Here is a 20,248-nt window from a genome sequence, read left to right on the forward strand (position 1 = left end):
GCGATGGGCCTGGTTTTTCTGATCGGATATATGGGTTGCGGCAAGAGCACCCTGGGGCGTCGGCTGGCCCGGCGCCTGAGGGTCCCGTTCGTCGATACCGACTCGCGGGTCGAGGAGCGGGAGGGGGCTTCGGTCTCGGACCTCTTCCGCTACGAGGGTGAACGGCGCTTCCGGGAGATCGAGCGGGAGGTGCTCGACGCCTCGATTGCCGAATACCCCTCGGCGGTGATCTCCACGGGGGGCGGACTGCCCGTCTGGGGCGACAACATGGCGCGGATGAATGCCGCGGGACACACGGTCTATCTGCGGCGTTCGGCGGAGAACATCGCCAGCCGCCTGAGCCCCTACGGACGCCGGAAACGCCCCCGGCTGCGGGGTTTGAACGACGAGGAACTGGTCGCCTTCATGACGCAGGACATGGCCGCCCGCGAACCTTTCTATGCCCGGGCGAAGCTGATCGTCGAGTGCGAAGGGTGTTCGGACGACGAAATCGTCGAGCGGATCGTCACGCACGCCGCAGATTGATTCTCAAGAGCAAAACAGCCGTGAACAATGCACCCATAGGCGTTTACGATTCGGGACTGGGCGGTCTGACCGTCTGGCGCGAGATCCGGCGTGCCCTGCCCGGGGAGTCGCTGACGTACCTCGGCGACGGGAAGAACTGTCCCTACGGTTCGCGGCCCCGGGAGGAGATTCGGCAACTGGCCGATGTTGCCGTGGGGCGGCTTGTGGCGGAGGGCTGCAAGCTCGTCGTCGTGGCCTGCAATACGGCGACGGCCGCGGCGATCGACTTCCTGCGTGCGAAATACGCCGAGGTGCCGATCGTCGGCATGGAACCGGCGGTGAAGCCCGCCTGCCTGGCCACCCGGAGCCGGGTGGTGGGGGTGCTGGCCACGGAACGGAGCCTCGACGGCGACCTGTTCCGCCGCACGGCCGCGAAGTATGGCGAGGGGATCGAGGTGCTGATGGTGCCCGGGCGCGGTTTCGTGGAGCTGGTCGAGGACGACCGCGAGGCGGCGCCCGAGGCCGAAGCGTGTGTGCGGGCCGCCGTGGAGCCGATGCTGGCGCAGGGTGCCGACCAGATTGTCCTGGGGTGCACGCACTATCCCTTCCTGCTGCCCGTGTTGGAACGGGTCGTGGCGGGGCGCGGCGTGACGATCGTCGATCCGTCGCCCGCCGTGGCGCGGCGGGTCGTGCAGCTGCTCGACCGGGACGGCCTGCGGGCTGCTGCGGAGCACCGCCCGGAGTTCGCCTTCCGGACCTTTGCCGATGAAGCCTATCGGCGGCGCCTCGAACAGAAGGCTTTCGAATCCCTGTAACCGCGCATTCCCCATTTTCACCCCTCCGGGACCCGGAATCTCGGAAAAAATCCCTATCTTTGTTCAATAGAATCAAGACGAAATTCAGGAAAATGGCATCCCGAAATACATCCACCAACTCCCGGCAGAACGTCCAGCGCTCGAATCGGGACAGCGCCCGCTGGATTGCGGGCCTGCTGCTCCTGTGCGTGGGGATTTTCGCCGCCGCGGCGGTTTTCTTCTCCTTTTTCAGCTGGGCCGCGGATCAAAGCGTCCTGCAAAAAACCGCCGAGGACCGCGAGTTGCTCGGTGCCGAGATCGAAAACCCCTGCGGGCCCCTCGGCGCCCGCCTGGGACGCCTGCTGGTCGACAATTCGTTCGGCGTCTTCGGGATCCTGATCCCCGTGATGCTGATCCTCATCGGGTTGCGGATCATCCGTCAGCAGCCGCTGCGGCTCAACCAGTCGATCCTCTCGCTCTTCTTCATCATGATTCTCGGGTCGATGACCCTGGGATACCTCTTCGACATGCGTTGGAGTCTCTGTTCGAGTACGGGCTGGGGCGGGGCCTTCGGAAACCTTATGGCCTGCCGCCATCCCTATGGCGGCGGTGAGACGATCGGGCTGCTGCCCGGAGCCATCGGGTCGCTCGGGACGCTGATCCTGCTTGTCGGAGGCTGGATCCTCACGGGCGTCTTCATCAACCGCAACTTCATTAACAAGGTCAACCGGGCGGGCAACGTCCTGGTGGATCAGAGCGAAAAGATCGTCGATACGGTCCGCAGCAAGGTGATTCATCCCCGCGGCGAGGAGGATACCCCGCTCGACGGGCCCGCTCCGCTGGCGGATGCCGCGACGGGAGGGCGCGCCGCAGCGGAGACTGCGGCAAAGGCGCCCCGGACTTCGGAACCGGCGGTGCGGAATGCCGATGCGGCGGCCCGGCCGGGCATGGGAACCGGGGAGGCGAATACGAAGGGTGCGGAGCTCCGGGAGCCGGGAATGCGGCGTGCGGAGGGGGCCGATGCGAAGGGTGCGGGATCCGGTGCTGCGGGACTGCAGGTCGAGCGCCCGGCCGGGCCGCGCGGCGGAGAGCCGGGGAGTGCCGGTTCCGCGTCGGCGGCACAGCGGGAGAACGTCCGGCGTCCGGCGGCGGATGAAAGCCCCTTTGTGGAGTTGACGTCCGACGGCCGTCCCATTGTGCCGCCGACGGAGGTCGCGGCTTCCGCCCCCGAATCCGGGGAGGCGGGGGTATTTACCGAGGTGGACCTCTCGCACCCCGAAGGGCGTGTGGTGATGGGCCGCGGCGGACTGGTCGAACTGGAGCGTCCGCAGCGCCGGGAAAGTGCTCCGGGCGGAGTGGTCGGCGATCCGGATGATCCGTTTATCGAGATCACGGTCGGCGGCGACGGGGAGCCCGTTGGCAACGAACCGGTTGCGGAAGAGTTGCGGCACGATGCGGAGGCGATCGAATTGCTGGACGCCTCGGAGACGGTGACGGCGGCGGAGCATGGCGCCGCGGCAACGGGCCGGGCGACGCTTCCGGCAGGCGGTGCCGCGGGGAGCGGAGCTCCGGCGGAGGGGATTGTGGTGACGGTCGAGGAGCACGAGGCGAAGCTCGTTGACGCGAAGTCGATCCCCACGGAGAGCTACGATCCGCTGAAGGACCTGGTGAACTACCGCAAACCGCCCGTAACGCTGCTGGAGGACTATATCTCGGATTCGGAGGTCTCGGACGAGGAGATTTACGAGAACAAGACCCGCATCGAGGAGACGCTCAAGTATTTCGGCATTCCGATCCAGCGGATCAAGGCCACGGTGGGCCCCACGGTGACGCTCTACGAAATCGTCCAGGCCCAGGGCGTCAAGATCTCGAAGATCCAGGGGCTGCAGAACGACATCGCCCAGAGCCTCAAGGCCGAATCGGGCATCCGCATCATCGCGCCGATCCCGGGCCGCGGAACGATCGGCATCGAGGTCCCGAACCGCAATAAACAGGTCGTTTCGATGTATTCGGCGATCCGTTCGCTGCGCTTCCAGGAGTCGAAGGCCGAACTGCCGGTAGTCATCGGACGTACGATCCAGAATGAGAATTTCGTCTTCGACCTGACGAAGATGCCCCACCTGCTCGTGGCGGGTGCCACGGGACAGGGCAAGTCCGTCGGGCTGAATGCCATCATCACGTCGCTGCTCTACCGCAAGCATCCCGCGCAGCTGAAATTCGTGATGATCGACCCCAAGATGGTCGAGTTCTCGCTCTACGCCAAGATCGAACGCCACTTCCTGGCCAAGATGCAGTCCGAGGAGGAGGCGATCGTCACCGATCCCAAAAAGGCGGTCTATACGCTCAACTCGCTGTGCGTGGAGATGGACGAGCGGCTGGAACTCTGCAAGAAGGCCGAGGTGCGCAACATCTCGGAATACAATGCGAAATTCGTCGCCCGGCGTCTGAACCCCCAGCACAAGCACCGTTACCTGCCCTATATCGTGGTGGTGATCGACGAGTTCGCCGACCTGATCATGACGGCCAAGGAGGTCGAGATCCCTGTGACGCGCCTGGCCCAGAAGGCCCGCGCCATCGGTATCCACCTGATTATCGCCACGCAGCGTCCGTCGGTCGATGTCATCACGGGAAAGATCAAGGCCAATTTCCCGGCCCGTATCGCCTTCCGCGTGATGCAGATGATCGACTCGCGGACGATTATCGACCGCCCGGGTGCCGACCAGCTGATCGGCCGGGGTGACATGCTCATCTCGAAGGACGGCGAACTGACCCGTATCCAGTGTGCGCTGGTCGAGACCCGGGAGGTCGAACGCATCGTCGACTATATCTCCAAACAGCAGGGTTACACCGAGGCTTACGAACTGCCCGACTATACGCCCGACAACGGCGACGGCGGCGGACAGGTGGGCGGCGAGGAGTCCTCGGCGCCGGTGAAGTACGATTCGCTTTTTGCCGAGATCGCACGCGATGCGGTGTCGAGCGGCCAGATCTCGACGTCGATGATTCAGCGCAACTACGAGGTGGGATTCAACCGTGCGGGGCGCATCATGATGCAGCTCGAAAGGGCCGGGATTGTCGGCCGTCAGCAGGGGGCCAAGCCGCGGGACATCCTCTTTTACGACCTTCCCTCGCTGGAGGCCAAGCTGCAGGAGCTGGGGGTGTCGTAGACGGAAGCCCGGGCCGGGGCTGTTGCGGAACGGGCGGACGGATGAAAATCCCGCTGTCCGGATGGAGAGAGAGGGTGGCTGGCTTCTCCGAAAACGGAGTGGCGAGTTTTCCCGAAAACCGTAAAATCGAAAAAATCCGAATGATGAAACGTTGGTTGCTTTTTCTGGCTCTGGCGGGCGGAATGCAGGTGGCATCGGCTGCCGGACGTGCCGGGGAGATTCTCGAAGGTCTTGCCGCGGGATTCCGCGCCATGAAGGGATATGAGGTGGACTTCGCGGTCGAAGCCGGGGAGTACCGTACCGCAGGCAGTTATGCCGTCGAGGGACAGGGCTACTTCCTCACGCTGGGTGATGCCGAGGTCTTCTGCGACGGTACGGTCCGCTACGAGGTGGACCATGCCCGCCGCGAGGTGACTATCGTCGAGGTCGATACCACAAGTCGCAATATCCTGAACAATCCCGTTCGGGCATTCGATTTTCTGGACAGTGAATACCTCCCGGAACTCCTCTCCGAGACGGAAGGCCGGGCCGTCGTGCGGCTGACCCCCACGGCGGAGAACAGCTCCCCGGCGGGAACGGTTACGGTGACGGTCTCGACCGCCGCGATGCGCCCCGAATGCCTCGACTATGATTACGAGGGCGAACGGGTGCGGATCACGATTGGCCGGGTGGCACCGCTCGGCGAACCCCTGCGGGCCTTCGACCGGAAACGCTGCGAAGGCTACGAATTCATCGACTTCCGGTAAGTTCGTAAAAATGAATTCCGGACCGCCATGCAAACAAGAATAGCATGGCGGTCCGGAATGTTTTCAGTTGCCAGGTTGTTATAAATCCTCGCCGTCGGCTTCATTATATTTGTTGTCGTAATACATGCAAATGTAATATTTCCCGGCATGTTCTGCGATCATAAACCAGACGGATTTTTTTGTCAGCATATCTACTTCGGTTCCATTGAATTCTCCTTCCAGTATGTCTGTGTTAGGCATGCTGCGGAATCCTTTGGCTTTCAGTTTTTCAATCATGGCGGGTTTGTATCCGTCGACCGGGATACCGAGAAATTTCGTTACGTCTTTTTCCGTTTCTTGCGCTTGCAAAGCCGTAGTGCAGACGAAAGCAATGGCTACGCATAAAATTTCTTCATGGGTGTTGTCGTTTTATCCTGCTGGCGGCTCCTCCGGTGGTCATTTGTAAACAAGAAGCGTGGAACTGCAATATATGATATTCGGGAAGTCGAATAAAGGTCAAAATGAAAAAAAGAGCTAAACAAGTGCAAATATAACAGTTGATATACTGCATTTTATGCGGTATCAGATTCGGGAAAGACTTTTTAATTTGTCTTAATTCGTTGCAGGTTTCTTCGGGATATATGGGAACATATACGGGAATTTATTTACCTTTGCGGTGTGATTCAAAAAGCGATGCAGATGAAAGTTTCCGTCTATCTGAAAAAGTGCTCCCCAGAGACCTCGAACATCTGTTTCCGGGTCAGGGAGAAGAGTGTAGACATAAAAGTGGTCTCACCTCTTGAGGTGCAGGACAGGTATTGGGCTTCCGACACCCTCAGTTACAGGCGCACGACGGCTGTCCCTGCCGCCGAGCAGAAACGCCTGCCCGGACAGATTGCCTCCATCATCGAGCGGGCGGAGAATACATTCACGGACAAGGCGGACGGCAGGTGGATGAGGCAGGTCATCGAGGATGTGCTGTACCCGGCCCGCGCCTTCGAGCGTAACCACCCGAACCTGCTCGCCCGTGTCCACGAGTATCTGGAAAAATTCGACGGGGCGGAAAGGACCAAGGAGCACATCATACGCTTCGAGCGCAGGATGTCGCGCTACCATGACTACCGGCGGGAGATACTGGGCGAGGCTGATTTCACCCTCTTCGTGGAGACCGTCACGCTGGAGCAGATGAACGCTTTCAGAGATTATGTCGTGAACGAGTACAGGCTGCGGCAGGAGCATTCAAACTTCTATGCACCCCGCACGCTCATCAACCACAGGCCGAGGCCGCTTTCCGGCACGACCGTCATCAACATCATGAACCTGTTCTGCACCTTCCTGCACTGGTGCAAGAAGATGAAGTATTCCGACAACGAGGTCTATGTCCTCTACGGCTGCAAGGAGCCCACCTACGGCGACCCGTTCTTCCTCACTTCGGAAGAGAGGAACATCCTCTACGATGCGGACTTGAACGACAACCCGAAACTGGCCGTCATACGGGACATCTTCGTGTTCCACTGCTATGTCGGCTGCCGAGTGGGTGACCTTTATAGGCTCACGAGGGCCAACATCAAGGACGGCTTCCTGGAATACATGCCGCAGAAGACGAAGAAATGCCAGGCGAAGACCGTCAGGGTGCCGCTGCATGAGAAGGCACTGAAGATACTGGAACGCTACGATGCCAATGCCGACAGGCTGTTCCCGTTCAAGCAGATACACACCTACAACCTCGGCATACGGGAGCTGCTGAAGCGTTGCGGCTTAGACAGGATGGTCACCATCCTCGACACGCACGGCTACAACACCGTGCAGAAGCCCCTGTACGAGGTGGCCACCAGCCATACGGCACGCAAGACCTTCGTGGGTAACCTATACCGGCAGGTGCCCGACCCAAACCTGATAGCCTCCATGTCGGGACACGTGGAGGGCAGCAGGGCGTTCAGCCGCTACCGCACGATAGACGATGACATGAAGCGCAGGCTTGTGGACATGATAGATTAGACAGAAAGGAGGACATACATATGAAAGTGACCGCATTCATCCGGAAGACCGCCGCCAAGAACAACATCACCGACCAGGCTCGGGTCTATTTCCGTGTCCGGGACATCGGCGGCGTGGACATCAAGGCCGCGAGCGAGCTGTCCATCAACCCCAACCACTGGAGCCCGGAACGGCAGGGCTACAAGCCCCGCGTGGCCCTGGTGTCGGAGGAGAAGAAGATGGGCTTCGACAAGGACGTGCAGCAGATCACCCATCTCATCACAAAAGAGTACCACCGGGGAGTGGACGGCAGCTGGCTCAAGGGGCTGATAGAGGAATACCACCATCCCGGCATCAACGCCAGGGGCGGCAACAAGGCCGACGAGTACCTGCTCTCGTTCCAGATACGGAAATACGTCGAGGAAACACCGCTTGCGGATGAAAGCCGGAAACACCACCTCGACAATCTCAACAAGGTGCTGCGCTACGAGCGTTTCCGCCACGAGGTGCTGCACCAGCGCGGCTTCCGCCTGTGCATCGACACCGTAACGGCGGATGACATCAGGGACTTCAAGCTGTGGATGCAGGAGGAACACAGGTATGTGGACATGTATCCCGTATTCTATCGGAACGAGAAACTCCGCGATGTCGGACAGAAGCGTTCCGAGAACAGCATGTCGGGCTCCCTCTACCGCATCCGCACCGTCATCAAGTGGTGTATCAAGCGCGGGCTAACAAGGAACAATCCCTTTGACCAGTACCAGATTGCCCGGCCGATGTACGGCGACCCGTTCTACCTGACGCTCGAGGAGCGTGACAAGGTGTACTACGCCGACCTGAGCGGCATGGGGGCAACCTATCCGGTCTACCGTGACATCTTCATGTTCCAGTGCCTGATAGGATGCCGTGTCAGCGACCTGAACAGGCTGACCAAGGCAAATATCGTGGACGGCTTCGTGGAGTACATCCCGCAGAAGACGAAGATGGAACATGCCAATACAGTGCGTGTGCCGCTCAACCAGAAGGCACGGGACATACTGGAACGCTACAAGGATCTGGAGAATGCCCTGCTCCCCCGCTTCTCGCACTTCGGCTACAACAAGAAGATAAAGGAGATACTCAAGTATGTGGGCATCGACCGCACGGTCATCGTCCTCGACCCGAAGACAAGGGTGGACGTGGCAAAACCTTTATACGAAGTGGCGACCACACATACCGCACGCAAAACCTTCATCGGCAACCTGTACCGACAGGTCAAGGATCCGAACCTGATAGCCTCCATGTCGGGACATTCGGAAGGAAGCCGGGCTTTCGCACGGTACCGCAAGATTGACGACGAGATGAAGAAGGAACTGGTGAACCTTCTGGACTGATTATCATATTTCCCTCAATCCTTTTATAAATCGGTAAAACCAACGGACATGGACGGACAGCAACTTACATACGAACAGTTCAAGGCTGACATCCTTCAATGGAAGGACACGCACAGGGAAGAATACCGCCGCTTCGCGAAAATGATGGCGGACGGGAACGAGATGCAGTACCTCGCCGTATGCCGTGCCATATTCAGGCAGCTGCCAGGAATCAAAAAGGAATGGCAGTTGTCATGGTGTGACGACAGCACGGACGGATTCGAGAACATAGGCCTCCATTTCAAGGAGAACGCGGTGCCGGAGCAGATCGTGGAACTTTACAGGAAACAGAGGGAAGAAGATTCCGTCCCTCCTCCGTCCTCCTTTTGGAGCAGGATGAAATACATTTTCAGACAGAGCCTGAGAAAACATTGCGTGACCCTGTCCGCCCCTCTTGTATTAAGCTGGCTGTATTACGGCAAGAGTTTCGAGGCAATGGTGGACATGGTCAGCAGGCAGGCTGGGCATCCCAAGGCAGGGAACGCCGAGAGGATGGGCTGCTCCGTTGTCGTCCGCCGGATTATCGAGGTGTCCGTAAAGAACGGCTTCCGCACGCAGGAGGACTGGAACAGACACTTCGCCATGAAAGGCGCAATTGAGAAAGGCGACATCGGCGAATGGGCGTTGCAGTCCGTAAAGGACAAAATTGGAGGTAATGATACCGGTAGCATTCAGACAGACACAACGGAATCCGTCAACGGTACGGCACCGCAGACACAGCGGACGGCAGGAAAGAAAAAGATACAGGAGCGGCCGCTCGCGGATTACCTCAAGTGCGGAAATAAAGAAGCGGTTATACAATGTATCCGCCGTTTCGTTTCCATAAACACGAGTGCCGTCCAACAGGCACTCCCGTTCTATGTGCTGAAAGACCTGCGGCTGATGGCCGGAATGCACGCCGCGAAGGAGTACAGCGTGGGGATGGCATTGCAGTTCCCCGACCTTCCCTCGCTGAAAAGCGAGAGTGCCATACGGCAGGCGGTCGGCTTCCTGAAGGCGGCAAAGCATGTCATCAAGGACGGGAAAGACCAGATGGCACCTCTTATCGAGAGTGACGAGAACCGGGAACTGTACCGGACACTGGCAGCGGAAATCAGAGAAATCGCTGCCGATGATGAAGCGGAAACTGCGGCCGGATAGGGCAAAACGAGCCGTTTTACATGGTCATGCAGACTTGAATGGTCATGACAATTTAAGACAAAGCATTATATATCAATCCGTTTCAATTCGCATATACTTTTGCACCGTCAATCCTTTTCCCGAGGGTCGGCGGTGCTTCTCTTTTATAAGCCATCGGAAGGGAGGCGTCAGGGAACTTTTGAAGATGGTCATCACAAACTTCAAAACTGATATTTATGATTACCATAGAAAGTCTGGTCGAGCAGGGTGCGAACGTGAAACTGGAAGTTTCGCCAGCCGACCTTAAGATGTTTGCCGAGTCCATCGTGCAGCGCACGATGGCGGCCCGGCAGGAAGAACTGGATGCGGAGATGCAGCGTGCCGCGGAAGAGACATGGCTCAACACAAAGCAGGTGCGTGAGCTGCTGAATGTGTGCGAGGGGACGCTCAACCTGTGGGCGAAGCGCGGCTACCTCGTCCCCGTCAAGGTGGGCAACAAGAACATGTATGCCAAATCCGATGTCCGCCGCATACAGACGGGAGGCAAGTCCGAAAGTGTGACATCCTATTGCAAGAAGAAAAATGGCTGACATGACAAACACCCGACTTGAACTGTGCAACATGATCCGCATGGAGGCGGGGCATGTCAGTGATACCGGGTTCCCTCTGGATGTCTTTCCGCAGGCCGTGCAGTCCGTCATCCTTGACATGGACCGGTATGAGAACTACAAGACGGAGTTCATCGCGACGGCCATGCTGTCGGCGGTATCGGCCGCATTGGGCGGCACCTACCGCATCCGCATCAAAGGCGAGTGGCAGAGCAACGCCGCCCTCTACATCATCCTTGTGGGCAGGCCGGGACTGGGCAAGACACCGCCGCTGGAAGCGGCATACCGCCCCATACGGAAGCACGACTACGCCCTATTCAAGGCGTATGAGTCGGAACTGGAGGCATGGAAAGCCGCCGGGGAGAGCGACAGGAAGCCTGTACTGCGGCGCACGGTCGTGTCCGACTTCACTCCGGAATCGCTCCTGCTGACACACAACAGCAATCCCCGCAGCGTGGTCATCCTGGTGGACGAGATAATGGGCATGTTCAACTCAGCCAACCGCTACACCAACGGGCAGCTCATAGAGCAGCTGCTCACGGCATGGAGCGGCGGTGTGCTGGACGTGACAAGGGTCAGCAACACTATACCTGTGCATATTGAACAGCCGTGCATCAACATCGTCGGAACCACGCAGACCAAACGCATACATGAACTGCTCACGAAGGGCTTTGAGGAGAACGGGCTGCTCGACCGCATCCTGTTCGTGCTGCCCAAGTCCCGTGAAGTGCCAAAATGGACCGATTGGGATGATGGCGGGGAGGACAGAGCTTCCATGGCAGCGGCACGATGGGAACAGATACTTGGCAAGGTGCTCTCTTTGGACTATGACACGGGAGAGGAAGAAAGGAGGCCCCATGTGCTGTCCATGGACAGGGAGGCAAGGGAATATTTCTTCTCGTGGTGGAACAGGAAAGTGGAACGCATCAACCGGATAGAGGACGATGCCCAAGTGGATAGCCGTGAGATGAAGCACCCGGCGCAGGTGGCACGGCTGGCCCTGCTCATGCAGGTGCTGCGGTATGCCGCCGGCGAGAGCCACCTGCTGTCTGTGGATACGGCATCGGTAAAGGCTGCCATCCGGCTGAACGGCTACTTCGAGGACTCGTACCGCCGCATCCGCTCATTCGTGGCGGAGGACATGTGCGAGGATCCGCCCAAGGTGCTGCTGTCGCTGCTGCCTGACACTTTCGACACGAAGACGGCCATCGCCATTGGAAAGGAACTGCAGAATGTCAGCGAGCGTACGGTGATGAACTACCTCAAGGAGCTGTGCCGGAGCAGGCTGCTGCGGAAGTCCAAGGCCGGGCATTACGAGAAGATCATATATGATGAATCTGGCAAATCTGATGAGAGTGACAATGAATTATCAACCCCGGACTGCAACGGATGAAGCCCTGTTGCAGCCTGCAGTCTTTGCAGTTTTGCAGTTTCAGAGTGCCGGAAAAGGAAAATTCCTGCAAGACTGCAAGAACGGCAACTGCAAATGGAGTTTTTCATTTGCAGGAATCCACAAAAGAGAACATCATGACCGAATACAGATTCCATCTACAGAAATACCGACCGGGCAGCAAGACCGCCTGTCCGAAGTGCGGCAGGAAAGCCTGCTTTACCCGTTATATCGACGAGGCGGGAGAGATTTCCTTCCCCGGCAATGTGGGCATCTGTGACCACATCAACAGTTGCGGCTACCACTATACTCCGAAGGAATACTTCCGGGACAATCCGACTGTCAAAGAAAAATTGAATAAGCAGGAAAGGAACGGCGGCACACCGATAGTTGCAAAAGCGTTGGCAAAGCCACAGCCCGAACAGAAGCCACAAATATCCTTTCTTCCCTCCGATTGGGTGGAGCAGTCCATGCGCAGGTACGACATCAACCCCTTGCATCGCTATTTTATCAGAGTGATGGGCAAGAAGGATACGGACAGGCTATTCCGTCTTTATCGGGTAGGCACGTCAAGGATGTGGAACGGGGCGGCCGTATTCTGGCAGATAGACCGTAACGGCAATGTGCGTACAGGCAAGATCATGGGCTACGACGCTGAAACGGGACACCGGGTCAAGGAGCCTTTCAACCAGGTAAGCTGGGTACATTCGGTAAGGAAGGTGCCGGACTTCAGGATGAAGCAGTGCCTGTTCGGAGAGCACCTGCTGTCGGACACTTCCGCCGCCATGTCCGCCAAGCCCGTAGCCATTGTCGAGAGCGAGAAGACGGCACTGTTCGCCGCCTTTTTCATCCCGGACTTCATCTGGCTTGCCACCGGAGGGATGCACGGGTGTTTTAGCAGCGAGGCCGTGCAGGTATTGCACGGTCGGGAGGTTGTCCTCTTCCCAGACCTTAAGGCGACGGAAGAATGGAGGAGGAGACTGCCGATGCTGGAATCCTTTTGCAGGCGTGCCACCTGCTCCGACATGCTGGAGAGGATTGCGACCGGTGCGCAGCGCAGTCAGGGACTGGACATCGCCGACTTCCTGCTGATGGAAGACACGCCGCAGATGATTCTTGCGAGGATGATAGAACGCAACCCCGTACTGCAGACCTTCATCGACACCTTCGGCCTCGAACTGGTGGATGCAGGAAAGACGGAATGACGGAAAGGTATCGGACAGCTCGCTGTCCTATGAAAAAGGGGTTGTAAAATCCCGTAGCTTATTAGGGCATTTTCACCGCCTCCGCTCCGCGTCCGGCAGTCAAAAAGCCCATAAGCTGAGGGACACCCCTCAGGCTCCCAGGTATGCCTCCGGCTGTATGACGGGATTTTACAACAAGAATAACAATAAAATAACGAACAGATATGAGCAATACACAATACGCGGTCTGCCACCTGCAGCGTGGCAGCGGCAATGACAGCGGAATGTCATGCCATATAGAAAGGAAGGATGCCAAGGGAAAGATTTATGTGCCGGTCAATGCCAATGCGGACCGGACACATCTCAACCGTGAGCTGGTCAGGTTCCCTGAAGGAGTGTCCAACCGTACCGAGGCGGTACAGCACCGCATCGACACGGCCGGGCTGCGCCGCAAGGTCGGCAAAAACCAGACAAAAGCCATCCGTATCATCCTGACCGGAACGCATGAGCAGATGATGAAGATTGCCAATGACGGCAGACTGGACAACTGGATTGATGCCAATCTCAAATGGCTAAAGGGGACCTTCGGCGAAGAGAACCTTGTATCGTGCGTGCTGCACATGGACGAGAAGACTCCCCACCTGCACGCCACTGTCGTTCCCATTGTAACCGGTGAGCGTATCCGCAGGAAGCGGGAGGGCGAGAAGAAATATGAGACGAAATCCGGTCCCCGTTTGTCAGCGGATGATGTGATGCGGCGCACCAAGCTTCATGAATACCAGAACAGTTACGCAGCGGCCATGAAACCGTTCGGGTTGCAGCGTGGGATTGTCGGCTCCACCGCCAAGCATCAGGCGAACTCGGAATATTACAGGCAGCAGGTAATCCAATATGAAGAGGATATAACCAAGCTGCAGGCCGATGTGGAGAAAGCGCAGGAGGGCAGGAACACCATTCTTGCATGGTTCGGTAAGGGAGACCTTGCCAAGGCAAAGAAGGAACTGGCTGACAAGGACAGGCTGATTGCCGAACTCAATAAACAGATTAAGGCTCTTCAGGTAGAAAAGGCCCGGTTGCAGGAACAGCATAAATCAGAAATCGGGAAACTGAGAAACGGCTATCAAGCGGAGATAGACAAAGCCATCCGCAGGGCGGAAGCCGCCGAGCGGCAGTCAGAAGAGAAAGATGCCGTCATAGACAGGCAGCGGAAGCAGATAGGCCTGCTCGACCGTAAGGCAAACCCTCAGCGTTACAGCCTCTCATCCGGTGCCGAACTTGTCCGAATCAACGTGTCCAACTACCGGAATCCGTCGCTCCACATCTGGACACGGGTCGGAGAGGAACTTTTTGAGGACACCAAATTCCAGATAGACTATGATGTGGCACAAAGACATTTCAACGGGCAGATCACGGACGAGGAGTTTGTCAATGCCGTATTCGAGCCGCAGGAACAGGTAAGCGGGAAACAGGCGGAACTACTGGGTGCGGCTTTTACCCTGGCCGCCGGTGGTCCGGCAGAGGTTCATGTCGGCACTGGTGGAGGTGGTTCAACTTCGGATTTGCCGTGGAACACGAAAGAAGATACTAAACGAAAGCGTTAGCATTTTAAAGACATATAATTTCATAGTGGCCCTATCTACTTATTGTTTCTTCCCTAAAAACCTATGATTGCTTTGGACAGGTGTGGATCTCTAAATGCTTATAATCAATCGATTTTGTTTTAATTGTTTTCATCGAACTTACATAAATAATATCATTTCTCAATTTCATACACTTTCCAATTACCATCTCCGGTATAGACTGCTTTCGCATTCACATAACAATTGGAAGTAATGTTATATTTTTCCAGTATAGTTTTATGGACATAGTAATCACCAATAAATGCAAAATCTGGTTCTTCTCCATCATACCTATCTTTATATTTGAGTTCCAAATTACCGGAGAAGCGTTTTACTAAGTCACTATTACTCCCGTCAGTCAACTCTGCCCTAAGCACTTCCACTAATTTCTTTTGCTTACCCGGATTCTTCTTGTCACTGATTTCCTTGACAAAATAATGAATCTTAATGCAATCACCAACGGATGGACGCAAATCCGTCTGATCATAGTGCAGAATACCCGAAGCCTGTTTGGTACCTAATACAAAATGGAATAGTTTACGCTGATTATTGACATCATCTACTGCTGCAATCCTACACTTGAACTTCTCAATAGCTTCATCCTCAGCACACTTTTGTATGTTACATAAGAAAGTCTTGCTCTCTTCCTTGACTTTCTTTTTGTATTGGCGCAGTTTGACAAAATCTCCTTTTTCAAGTTCCTTCCGCTCATAGTGCTCATAAACGAGTGTTGAATCGGTCAAATAAATATGATAGACCTTTTTCTCTGTGTTTATATACTGAACATAGCCATATTGAATCGGCAAATTAAACCAATCTGCCGTTTCTGAGGGAATGGCAGTCAAAGGAATATATTTGATTACTGCTTCTTTCTTGGGCTGCTGCCATGGATAATCACCGGGAATGGTTCGGATTGTTTCATCTTTATACAATTTGAATTTCCAAACTTGTCCTTTATGACTATCGCTTAGCCCTGGGAATCTCTTCTTATCGGTAGCAAATTCAATTGCTTTACCGTCGACAAAAACTATCATGGTCTTTCCGTTCCCGTTTTTCCATTTGTCCACAAGTACAACTTCCGTGAAAGAAATATCTTCGTAAGCGTATTCTTCCGCTCTTGAGATATTTTCGGCATAAAGTGCCGCATTATTGTCAGATGCAGGAGTAACCGAGGAGCATTGCTCAAGAAGAGCATCCACTTCTGAATCAATACGCCAGCCCTTTTCAGCATAGTGTTTCTTATATTGGTCAAGTTCAACTACTGCATTTGCATATTTCTTGGATTTAATTAGTTGTTGAGCCAATTCCATTCGTATCTTCCCTATGAAGTCTTCATTCTTCTCTAAGCTTAGAGCTTTGCAAAGAAAAGCAATCTTTACATCCACATCTTCCCAACAATCGGCAAATTCACTCCAGATGTAGTATTTCTCTCCCATCTTCTGGCAAAGCTTTTTATAGATATCCTTTGCTTCTGCTTGCTGACCAGCGCGCAGATGAAGTAACGCTTTCGACCTGATATTCCAATCATCATCCGGTATCTTCTCTATGGCTATTCCATAGAGGTCAATAAGCCATTGGAGGTCTCCTAGTTGTTCATCAGAAAGATTCTCAAGAGCTTCTTTGACTCTTTTCAGCGATTTGACAGCTAACGGTTTATAGGTTTCCCCATTATCTCCTTTCTCTTCTTGCCAGTCAGCTGTTCTTAGCTTCTCTGGGTTCCACCCTCTAAAAAAATCATAGAATCGCCATGCATTGTTTTCCTTCATTGTGCGCTCGGCTAACCCAAGAACTTTCGAATGAGAAGTAGAGGCCGGAGTATCATTGGATAACTCTATATATTGGTTAAACAGCTCCCATGTAGATGAAGAAACACCGTCCTCAGTACTATGATACAGTTTCCAGAAGAAATGGTTTTTTATCATTTCGATAAAATCGTCTTTCCTATAGGGGATAAGCCTAACAAATTCTTGAATCTCATCTAAAGGATAATCAACAATAGCCTTTGCAATTCTCGACATCAACGATGGAATGGTTTTGCCTTCGTTGCTACGTGAATCTTCAAAATCATCCAGTCGCAAATTGTTCGGATTCCATAACTTGAGAAACGATATGAGTTTGAAATTGCCATCTTGTTTAGAGTAATTAAGGGCGAAGTTCAATATTTGGGAATGCAGCATCGAAGGGCGCTCATTATGAAGGTAAATATAGTTCTTCAGTTGCGTCCGCACCTGTATTGAATCAAGTTGTGCAATGTGATCTCGCAAATAACGGTATATTGTCCATCCATAGCTTTCATGCGCTTCTTCAGGAAGATTTCCGTCTACTGACAATTGGGTAAGAATTCCCCATGCTTTATCATTGTTGCCTTTCTGACTCAATTCTTTAGCTTCTTGAATCTGAGCGTAGAAAGGATTCACCATTAGTCTAAGTGCTTGTATTTTTCTAACAAGCATTTCCGCAAACTCATCGAATTGGGTCTCGAAGTGCATACGCGACAGAAGAGCTGAAATTTTTCGCGCATCTACAATATTTCCTTTCTGTTGCTCCCTTTTGCAGATATCAATCAATGTCCATGCATAGGCTTTCAAAACATCTATATCTGTTCTGTTTTTTTGAAGATAATCTTCAGCCAGTTGTCTGGCATCATCCAATAAACCATCGCGACGGAGAGCATAGATTTTAGTTGATATGCGAGGGGAGTAATCATTCTTATTATGAGAACTAAACTTTGCCATTTTTACTGTCTAAATTATAGTTTTGTTGATTTAAATACAATCATTTCCCGCACCTCACTTGCAATGGTGGTATCAGTAACGTCGAACATCTCAATTTTGTTGATAAACCCTTTGCTATGGCTTTCCAAGCTGGTTCCATACCATAGGCGGAGCATAGCGTTGCCGTTATCAGATGTAACCTTGCAGACAATCTGATAATCTTTACTGGACACTACCTCAAGCTTGAATCCCCGCTCTTTCATCTGCTCACCAAATACCTTAACGACTTCCAAAATATAATCAGGAGTATCCACAGATTTATTATATGACACAGCCTGGGAGAAGACTGTGTCGATGCACTGCTCAATACAGGTGGCATCAACTAACTCATTCGGCTCCATTCTAATTGCCGAGATACCATAAGAATCCTTAGCACCCTTGTTATGAATATCAATTACCAATTTCTTTTTTATCCCTTGTGGTACTGAAAATACGGCCTTGGTCAAATAATCATTGCACGGTTTGACCACCTCCAAGATATAACCGCTTGGTTCGATAAGCTTTGCCAATTCACAAATAGCAGCTGACGCATTGACGTTATTAAGAACCATATCGGAAAAACGGGATGGCACTTTATACCCATCATATATAAGCAATTGCTTCGGTGGGTTAACACCTGAATCTGTTTCGCTCACGGTACAATTCATAAATGGATGGACATATTGCGGTTGTGCAATATAGAATACTCCTGCCGTAACACAGAGCCCACTGTATAGCCATCTGAAATAAGACTCATTGCATATTCCGTCATTCTCCGTGCGGAATCCTTTCAAGATGACATTGTCAAATTCGGAGCCGACAGCCTTATGAACAGTTATAGCCCATGCATATTTCGCATACATTACATTGATAAGCGGATCGTTCTCACGGGAAGACCGTTGAATGTCACTCTCGTACCTATCATAATAACATTTGAGTAATGAACGGGCCACTTTCGTTGTTTTGACCGGTACCCTATCTTCTTTCTGGACAGAACGGTTTTGAATAATGTTTTCTATCGCTTCTTTCTCATCATTAGAGAGGGCTTGATAGTCCGCATCAGATAGTAACTGACTATAAAATTCAGTCTTGGCAAATGGTGACGACTTCTTTCGTTCAGTAATACGACGATTAATGAAGACATTAACTGCAATCTGTTCCTCCTTAGTCAATTCATCTGAACAATCCAAATAATTGTCAAGTACCCAAATTTCGGCATCCTGCCCACTTAGGCTCAAACATTTAACAGATATTTTTGTAAAAGACAGAAACATTGGACGAGGATAAGCCTTAATGGAGATTGTTTCACTATGCTTCTCAAGCACATCCTTTACAGTAAAATACATCCCGTTCAGCACTCTTTTGGGATTACCAAACCCGGTCTCATCAGGGATATAGATATTATTATTGGCAATAAGAAGGTCGCCTGCTGCAAGTTCCTTCCCATTATTCAAACAATGATGCTTAACCCAAAGATTGGTTTTCAGACAGTCGCTTTTCTTGAAAAACAGGACCGACTGCTTAGGTTCTTGCTGCAATGGAGCCATAAACCATTCTTTCATTTTGTCGGTAATCGCATCTTTCCTGATCTCAACGATAGACCCGTCATCAAAGGCATAATTCAAGTTGTTGAACAGCTGTGCATCCATACTCTTGGCGAGACTACATTTTAGAGACTCCTTGCAGGACTCATGTGAATCGCAGGCCGGCTGATGATAGTAATGAATAACCCTATCCTCGCAGATAGTTTGAAGATTAGCCACATTGATAGCAGAATCGTCGGAAGAGCCGAAAGATAGCATATAAGGGTCACCGATGAAAACGATTTTCCGCTCAGATGCCGGATTGGCAAAGGCGATGAAGTCCTCAAGCAAACGCCCTGTTCCAAAGCGAAGCAAATCTGATTGAGAGAGGCTGCGGCTTACAAGATGCGCATCATACACCATTAACAATGCTCGCTCATCCAATCCGGCATCCGAACGGATGGGAATAACCTGCATGGCCTCATCGTCTTCTTCATCTTCGGATGTCTCGTTCCCTCCGTATATGAATGAGTAAAGGCTGGAAGCCTCTATCCCGCGCTGTCCCAACCGGCGGCTAATTCTATTTGAATGACAAAGTCCTTGAATTTCAGGAATTCTGTAATTATCTGCAATAGAAAAAATGTATTTTGCCCAATTATCCCGTTCTTCTGCATCCATCGACGTTAAGACAAGAAGGTCGTTGCCCTCTGTTTGCATAAAGGTATCGATAGTAGATTTTGCCCCTTTCCCGACAATGATGTCTTGCTTGCAAATCACCCCCGTATCAAATGAATAGTCTTGAATATATTCATCGGATGGGAAGATGCTTTTAATCGCCTTGGCTATCTCTTCATCGAAAGCATTATCATTATTCAAATCATAAAGCAAGGCCCCTATCTCCGATTCTTGTACAATCTTATAATAAGGATATTTCCCCGGAACCTTATTGCTGAGCTTAAGCGGTCCTGAAAAGATATTTGCTATGCACACCCGGGATGGATTGATTTTTTGCCCGAGAATTGGATTATGCTCAACGATTTCTCTGAATGCGTTTCTATATGAAACAAGCTGGAGAAACGGATTCAAGAAATGGGCACCTGCCTTAACCTCTATATTCTGGCAGTCCGATACTTTTTCTGCATACCAAGGATAACTCTTAAATTCATCATCGCCCCGTGGAATAATCAGTTGACCCGAATAGTCTTTGAAGTCAATAATTATCACTCCATGATTGAAAAAGAGAATCGCATCTGCACGAAAGCGCCGATATTTCTCATTAAATGGATTACCAATAAGAATGCCATCGTAATTGTGCTTTTTGAACGCGGCATCTACTATCTTGACCACGCGGCGGAATTGCTCATTCTCGTGCGTTGCTGCCTGCTGATGTAAAACCTCTAACGCCATAAGACCTTAATTATTTCTAATTATAAAATTTTGCAATTCTTCCTCAATTGGATTTAATCCATACAT

Annotated in this window: 14 protein-coding genes; 11 read left to right on the forward strand and 3 right to left on the reverse strand. The window is 52.9% G+C overall.

The window, feature by feature from the left end:
• The first annotated feature begins 3 nt into the window (after positions 1–3).
• The 4 genes from ABGT65_RS10615 to ABGT65_RS10630 all read left to right on the forward strand — a co-directional run bounded on the left by ABGT65_RS10615 (position 4) and on the right by ABGT65_RS10630 (position 5,211).
• Positions 4–525 carry a shikimate kinase gene (locus ABGT65_RS10615; protein WP_346702027.1) on the forward strand — a complete coding sequence of 174 codons (522 nt, stop codon included), beginning with the start codon at positions 4–6 and terminating at the stop codon, positions 523–525.
• Positions 526–545: 20 nt separating this feature from the next.
• The gene (murI, locus tag ABGT65_RS10620) at positions 546–1,319 is read left to right on the forward strand and encodes a glutamate racemase (RefSeq protein ID WP_346702028.1); all 774 of its coding nucleotides are present in this window, start codon (positions 546–548) and stop codon (positions 1,317–1,319) included.
• Between the two features lie 92 nt (positions 1,320–1,411).
• Complete coding sequence (locus tag ABGT65_RS10625; RefSeq protein ID WP_346702030.1) at positions 1,412–4,465, forward strand: DNA translocase FtsK 4TM domain-containing protein; 3,054 nt, start codon at positions 1,412–1,414, stop codon at positions 4,463–4,465.
• A 143-nt stretch (positions 4,466–4,608) separates the two neighbouring features.
• A complete protein-coding gene (locus tag ABGT65_RS10630) occupies positions 4,609–5,211 on the forward strand; it encodes a hypothetical protein (RefSeq protein ID WP_346702032.1) in 603 nt (200 codons plus the stop codon).
• A gap of 78 nt (positions 5,212–5,289) precedes the next feature.
• Here the strand turns inward: ABGT65_RS10630 and ABGT65_RS10635 are convergent, their stop codons facing one another.
• Positions 5,290–5,487 (reverse strand): hypothetical protein, encoded by a 198-nt coding sequence (locus tag ABGT65_RS10635; RefSeq protein WP_346702034.1) that lies wholly within the window; start codon positions 5,485–5,487, stop codon positions 5,290–5,292.
• Between the two features lie 402 nt (positions 5,488–5,889).
• Here ABGT65_RS10635 and ABGT65_RS10640 point away from each other — a divergent pair, with 402 nt between their 5' ends.
• From ABGT65_RS10640 to mobV, 7 genes are all read left to right on the forward strand, one after another.
• On the forward strand, positions 5,890–7,188 hold the full coding sequence (locus ABGT65_RS10640) for a tyrosine-type recombinase/integrase (protein ID WP_346702036.1): 1,299 nt from the start codon (positions 5,890–5,892) through the stop codon (positions 7,186–7,188).
• 20 nt (positions 7,189–7,208) lie between these two features.
• Positions 7,209–8,540, forward strand: coding sequence for a site-specific integrase (locus tag ABGT65_RS10645; RefSeq protein WP_270722926.1), 1,332 nt, complete (start codon positions 7,209–7,211; stop codon positions 8,538–8,540).
• A 48-nt stretch (positions 8,541–8,588) separates the two neighbouring features.
• Positions 8,589–9,719, forward strand: coding sequence for a DUF6043 family protein (locus tag ABGT65_RS10650; RefSeq protein WP_346702039.1), 1,131 nt, complete (start codon positions 8,589–8,591; stop codon positions 9,717–9,719).
• Positions 9,720–9,934: 215 nt separating this feature from the next.
• Positions 9,935–10,288, forward strand: coding sequence for a helix-turn-helix domain-containing protein (locus tag ABGT65_RS10655; RefSeq protein ID WP_346702040.1), 354 nt, complete (start codon positions 9,935–9,937; stop codon positions 10,286–10,288).
• A complete protein-coding gene (locus ABGT65_RS10660) occupies positions 10,281–11,699 on the forward strand; it encodes a DUF3987 domain-containing protein (RefSeq protein ID WP_346702042.1) in 1,419 nt (472 codons plus the stop codon). Before ABGT65_RS10655 ends, ABGT65_RS10660 begins: the two co-directional genes overlap by 8 nt.
• Before the next feature lie 134 nt (positions 11,700–11,833).
• Positions 11,834–12,901: a DUF6371 domain-containing protein gene (locus tag ABGT65_RS10665; protein WP_346702043.1), complete on the forward strand. Its 1,068-nt coding sequence runs from the start codon at positions 11,834–11,836 to the stop codon at positions 12,899–12,901.
• Between the two features lie 203 nt (positions 12,902–13,104).
• A complete protein-coding gene (gene mobV / locus ABGT65_RS10670; RefSeq protein WP_346702045.1) occupies positions 13,105–14,481 on the forward strand; it encodes a MobV family relaxase in 1,377 nt (458 codons plus the stop codon).
• A 152-nt stretch (positions 14,482–14,633) separates the two neighbouring features.
• Here mobV and ABGT65_RS10675 read toward each other — a convergent pair whose 3' ends face one another.
• Together ABGT65_RS10675 and ABGT65_RS10680 are read right to left on the reverse strand one after the other, a co-directional pair.
• Positions 14,634–17,234 carry a DUF7017 domain-containing protein gene (locus tag ABGT65_RS10675; protein ID WP_346702046.1) on the reverse strand — a complete coding sequence of 867 codons (2,601 nt, stop codon included), beginning with the start codon at positions 17,232–17,234 and terminating at the stop codon, positions 14,634–14,636.
• 14 nt (positions 17,235–17,248) lie between these two features.
• Entirely contained in the window at positions 17,249–20,182 is a 2,934-nt protein-coding gene (locus tag ABGT65_RS10680; protein ID WP_346702048.1) for a hypothetical protein, read from the reverse strand.
• Positions 20,183–20,248: the final 66 nt, after the last annotated feature.

Source organism: uncultured Alistipes sp., assembly GCF_963931675.1.
Classification (GTDB): Bacteria; Bacteroidota; Bacteroidia; order Bacteroidales; family Rikenellaceae; genus Alistipes.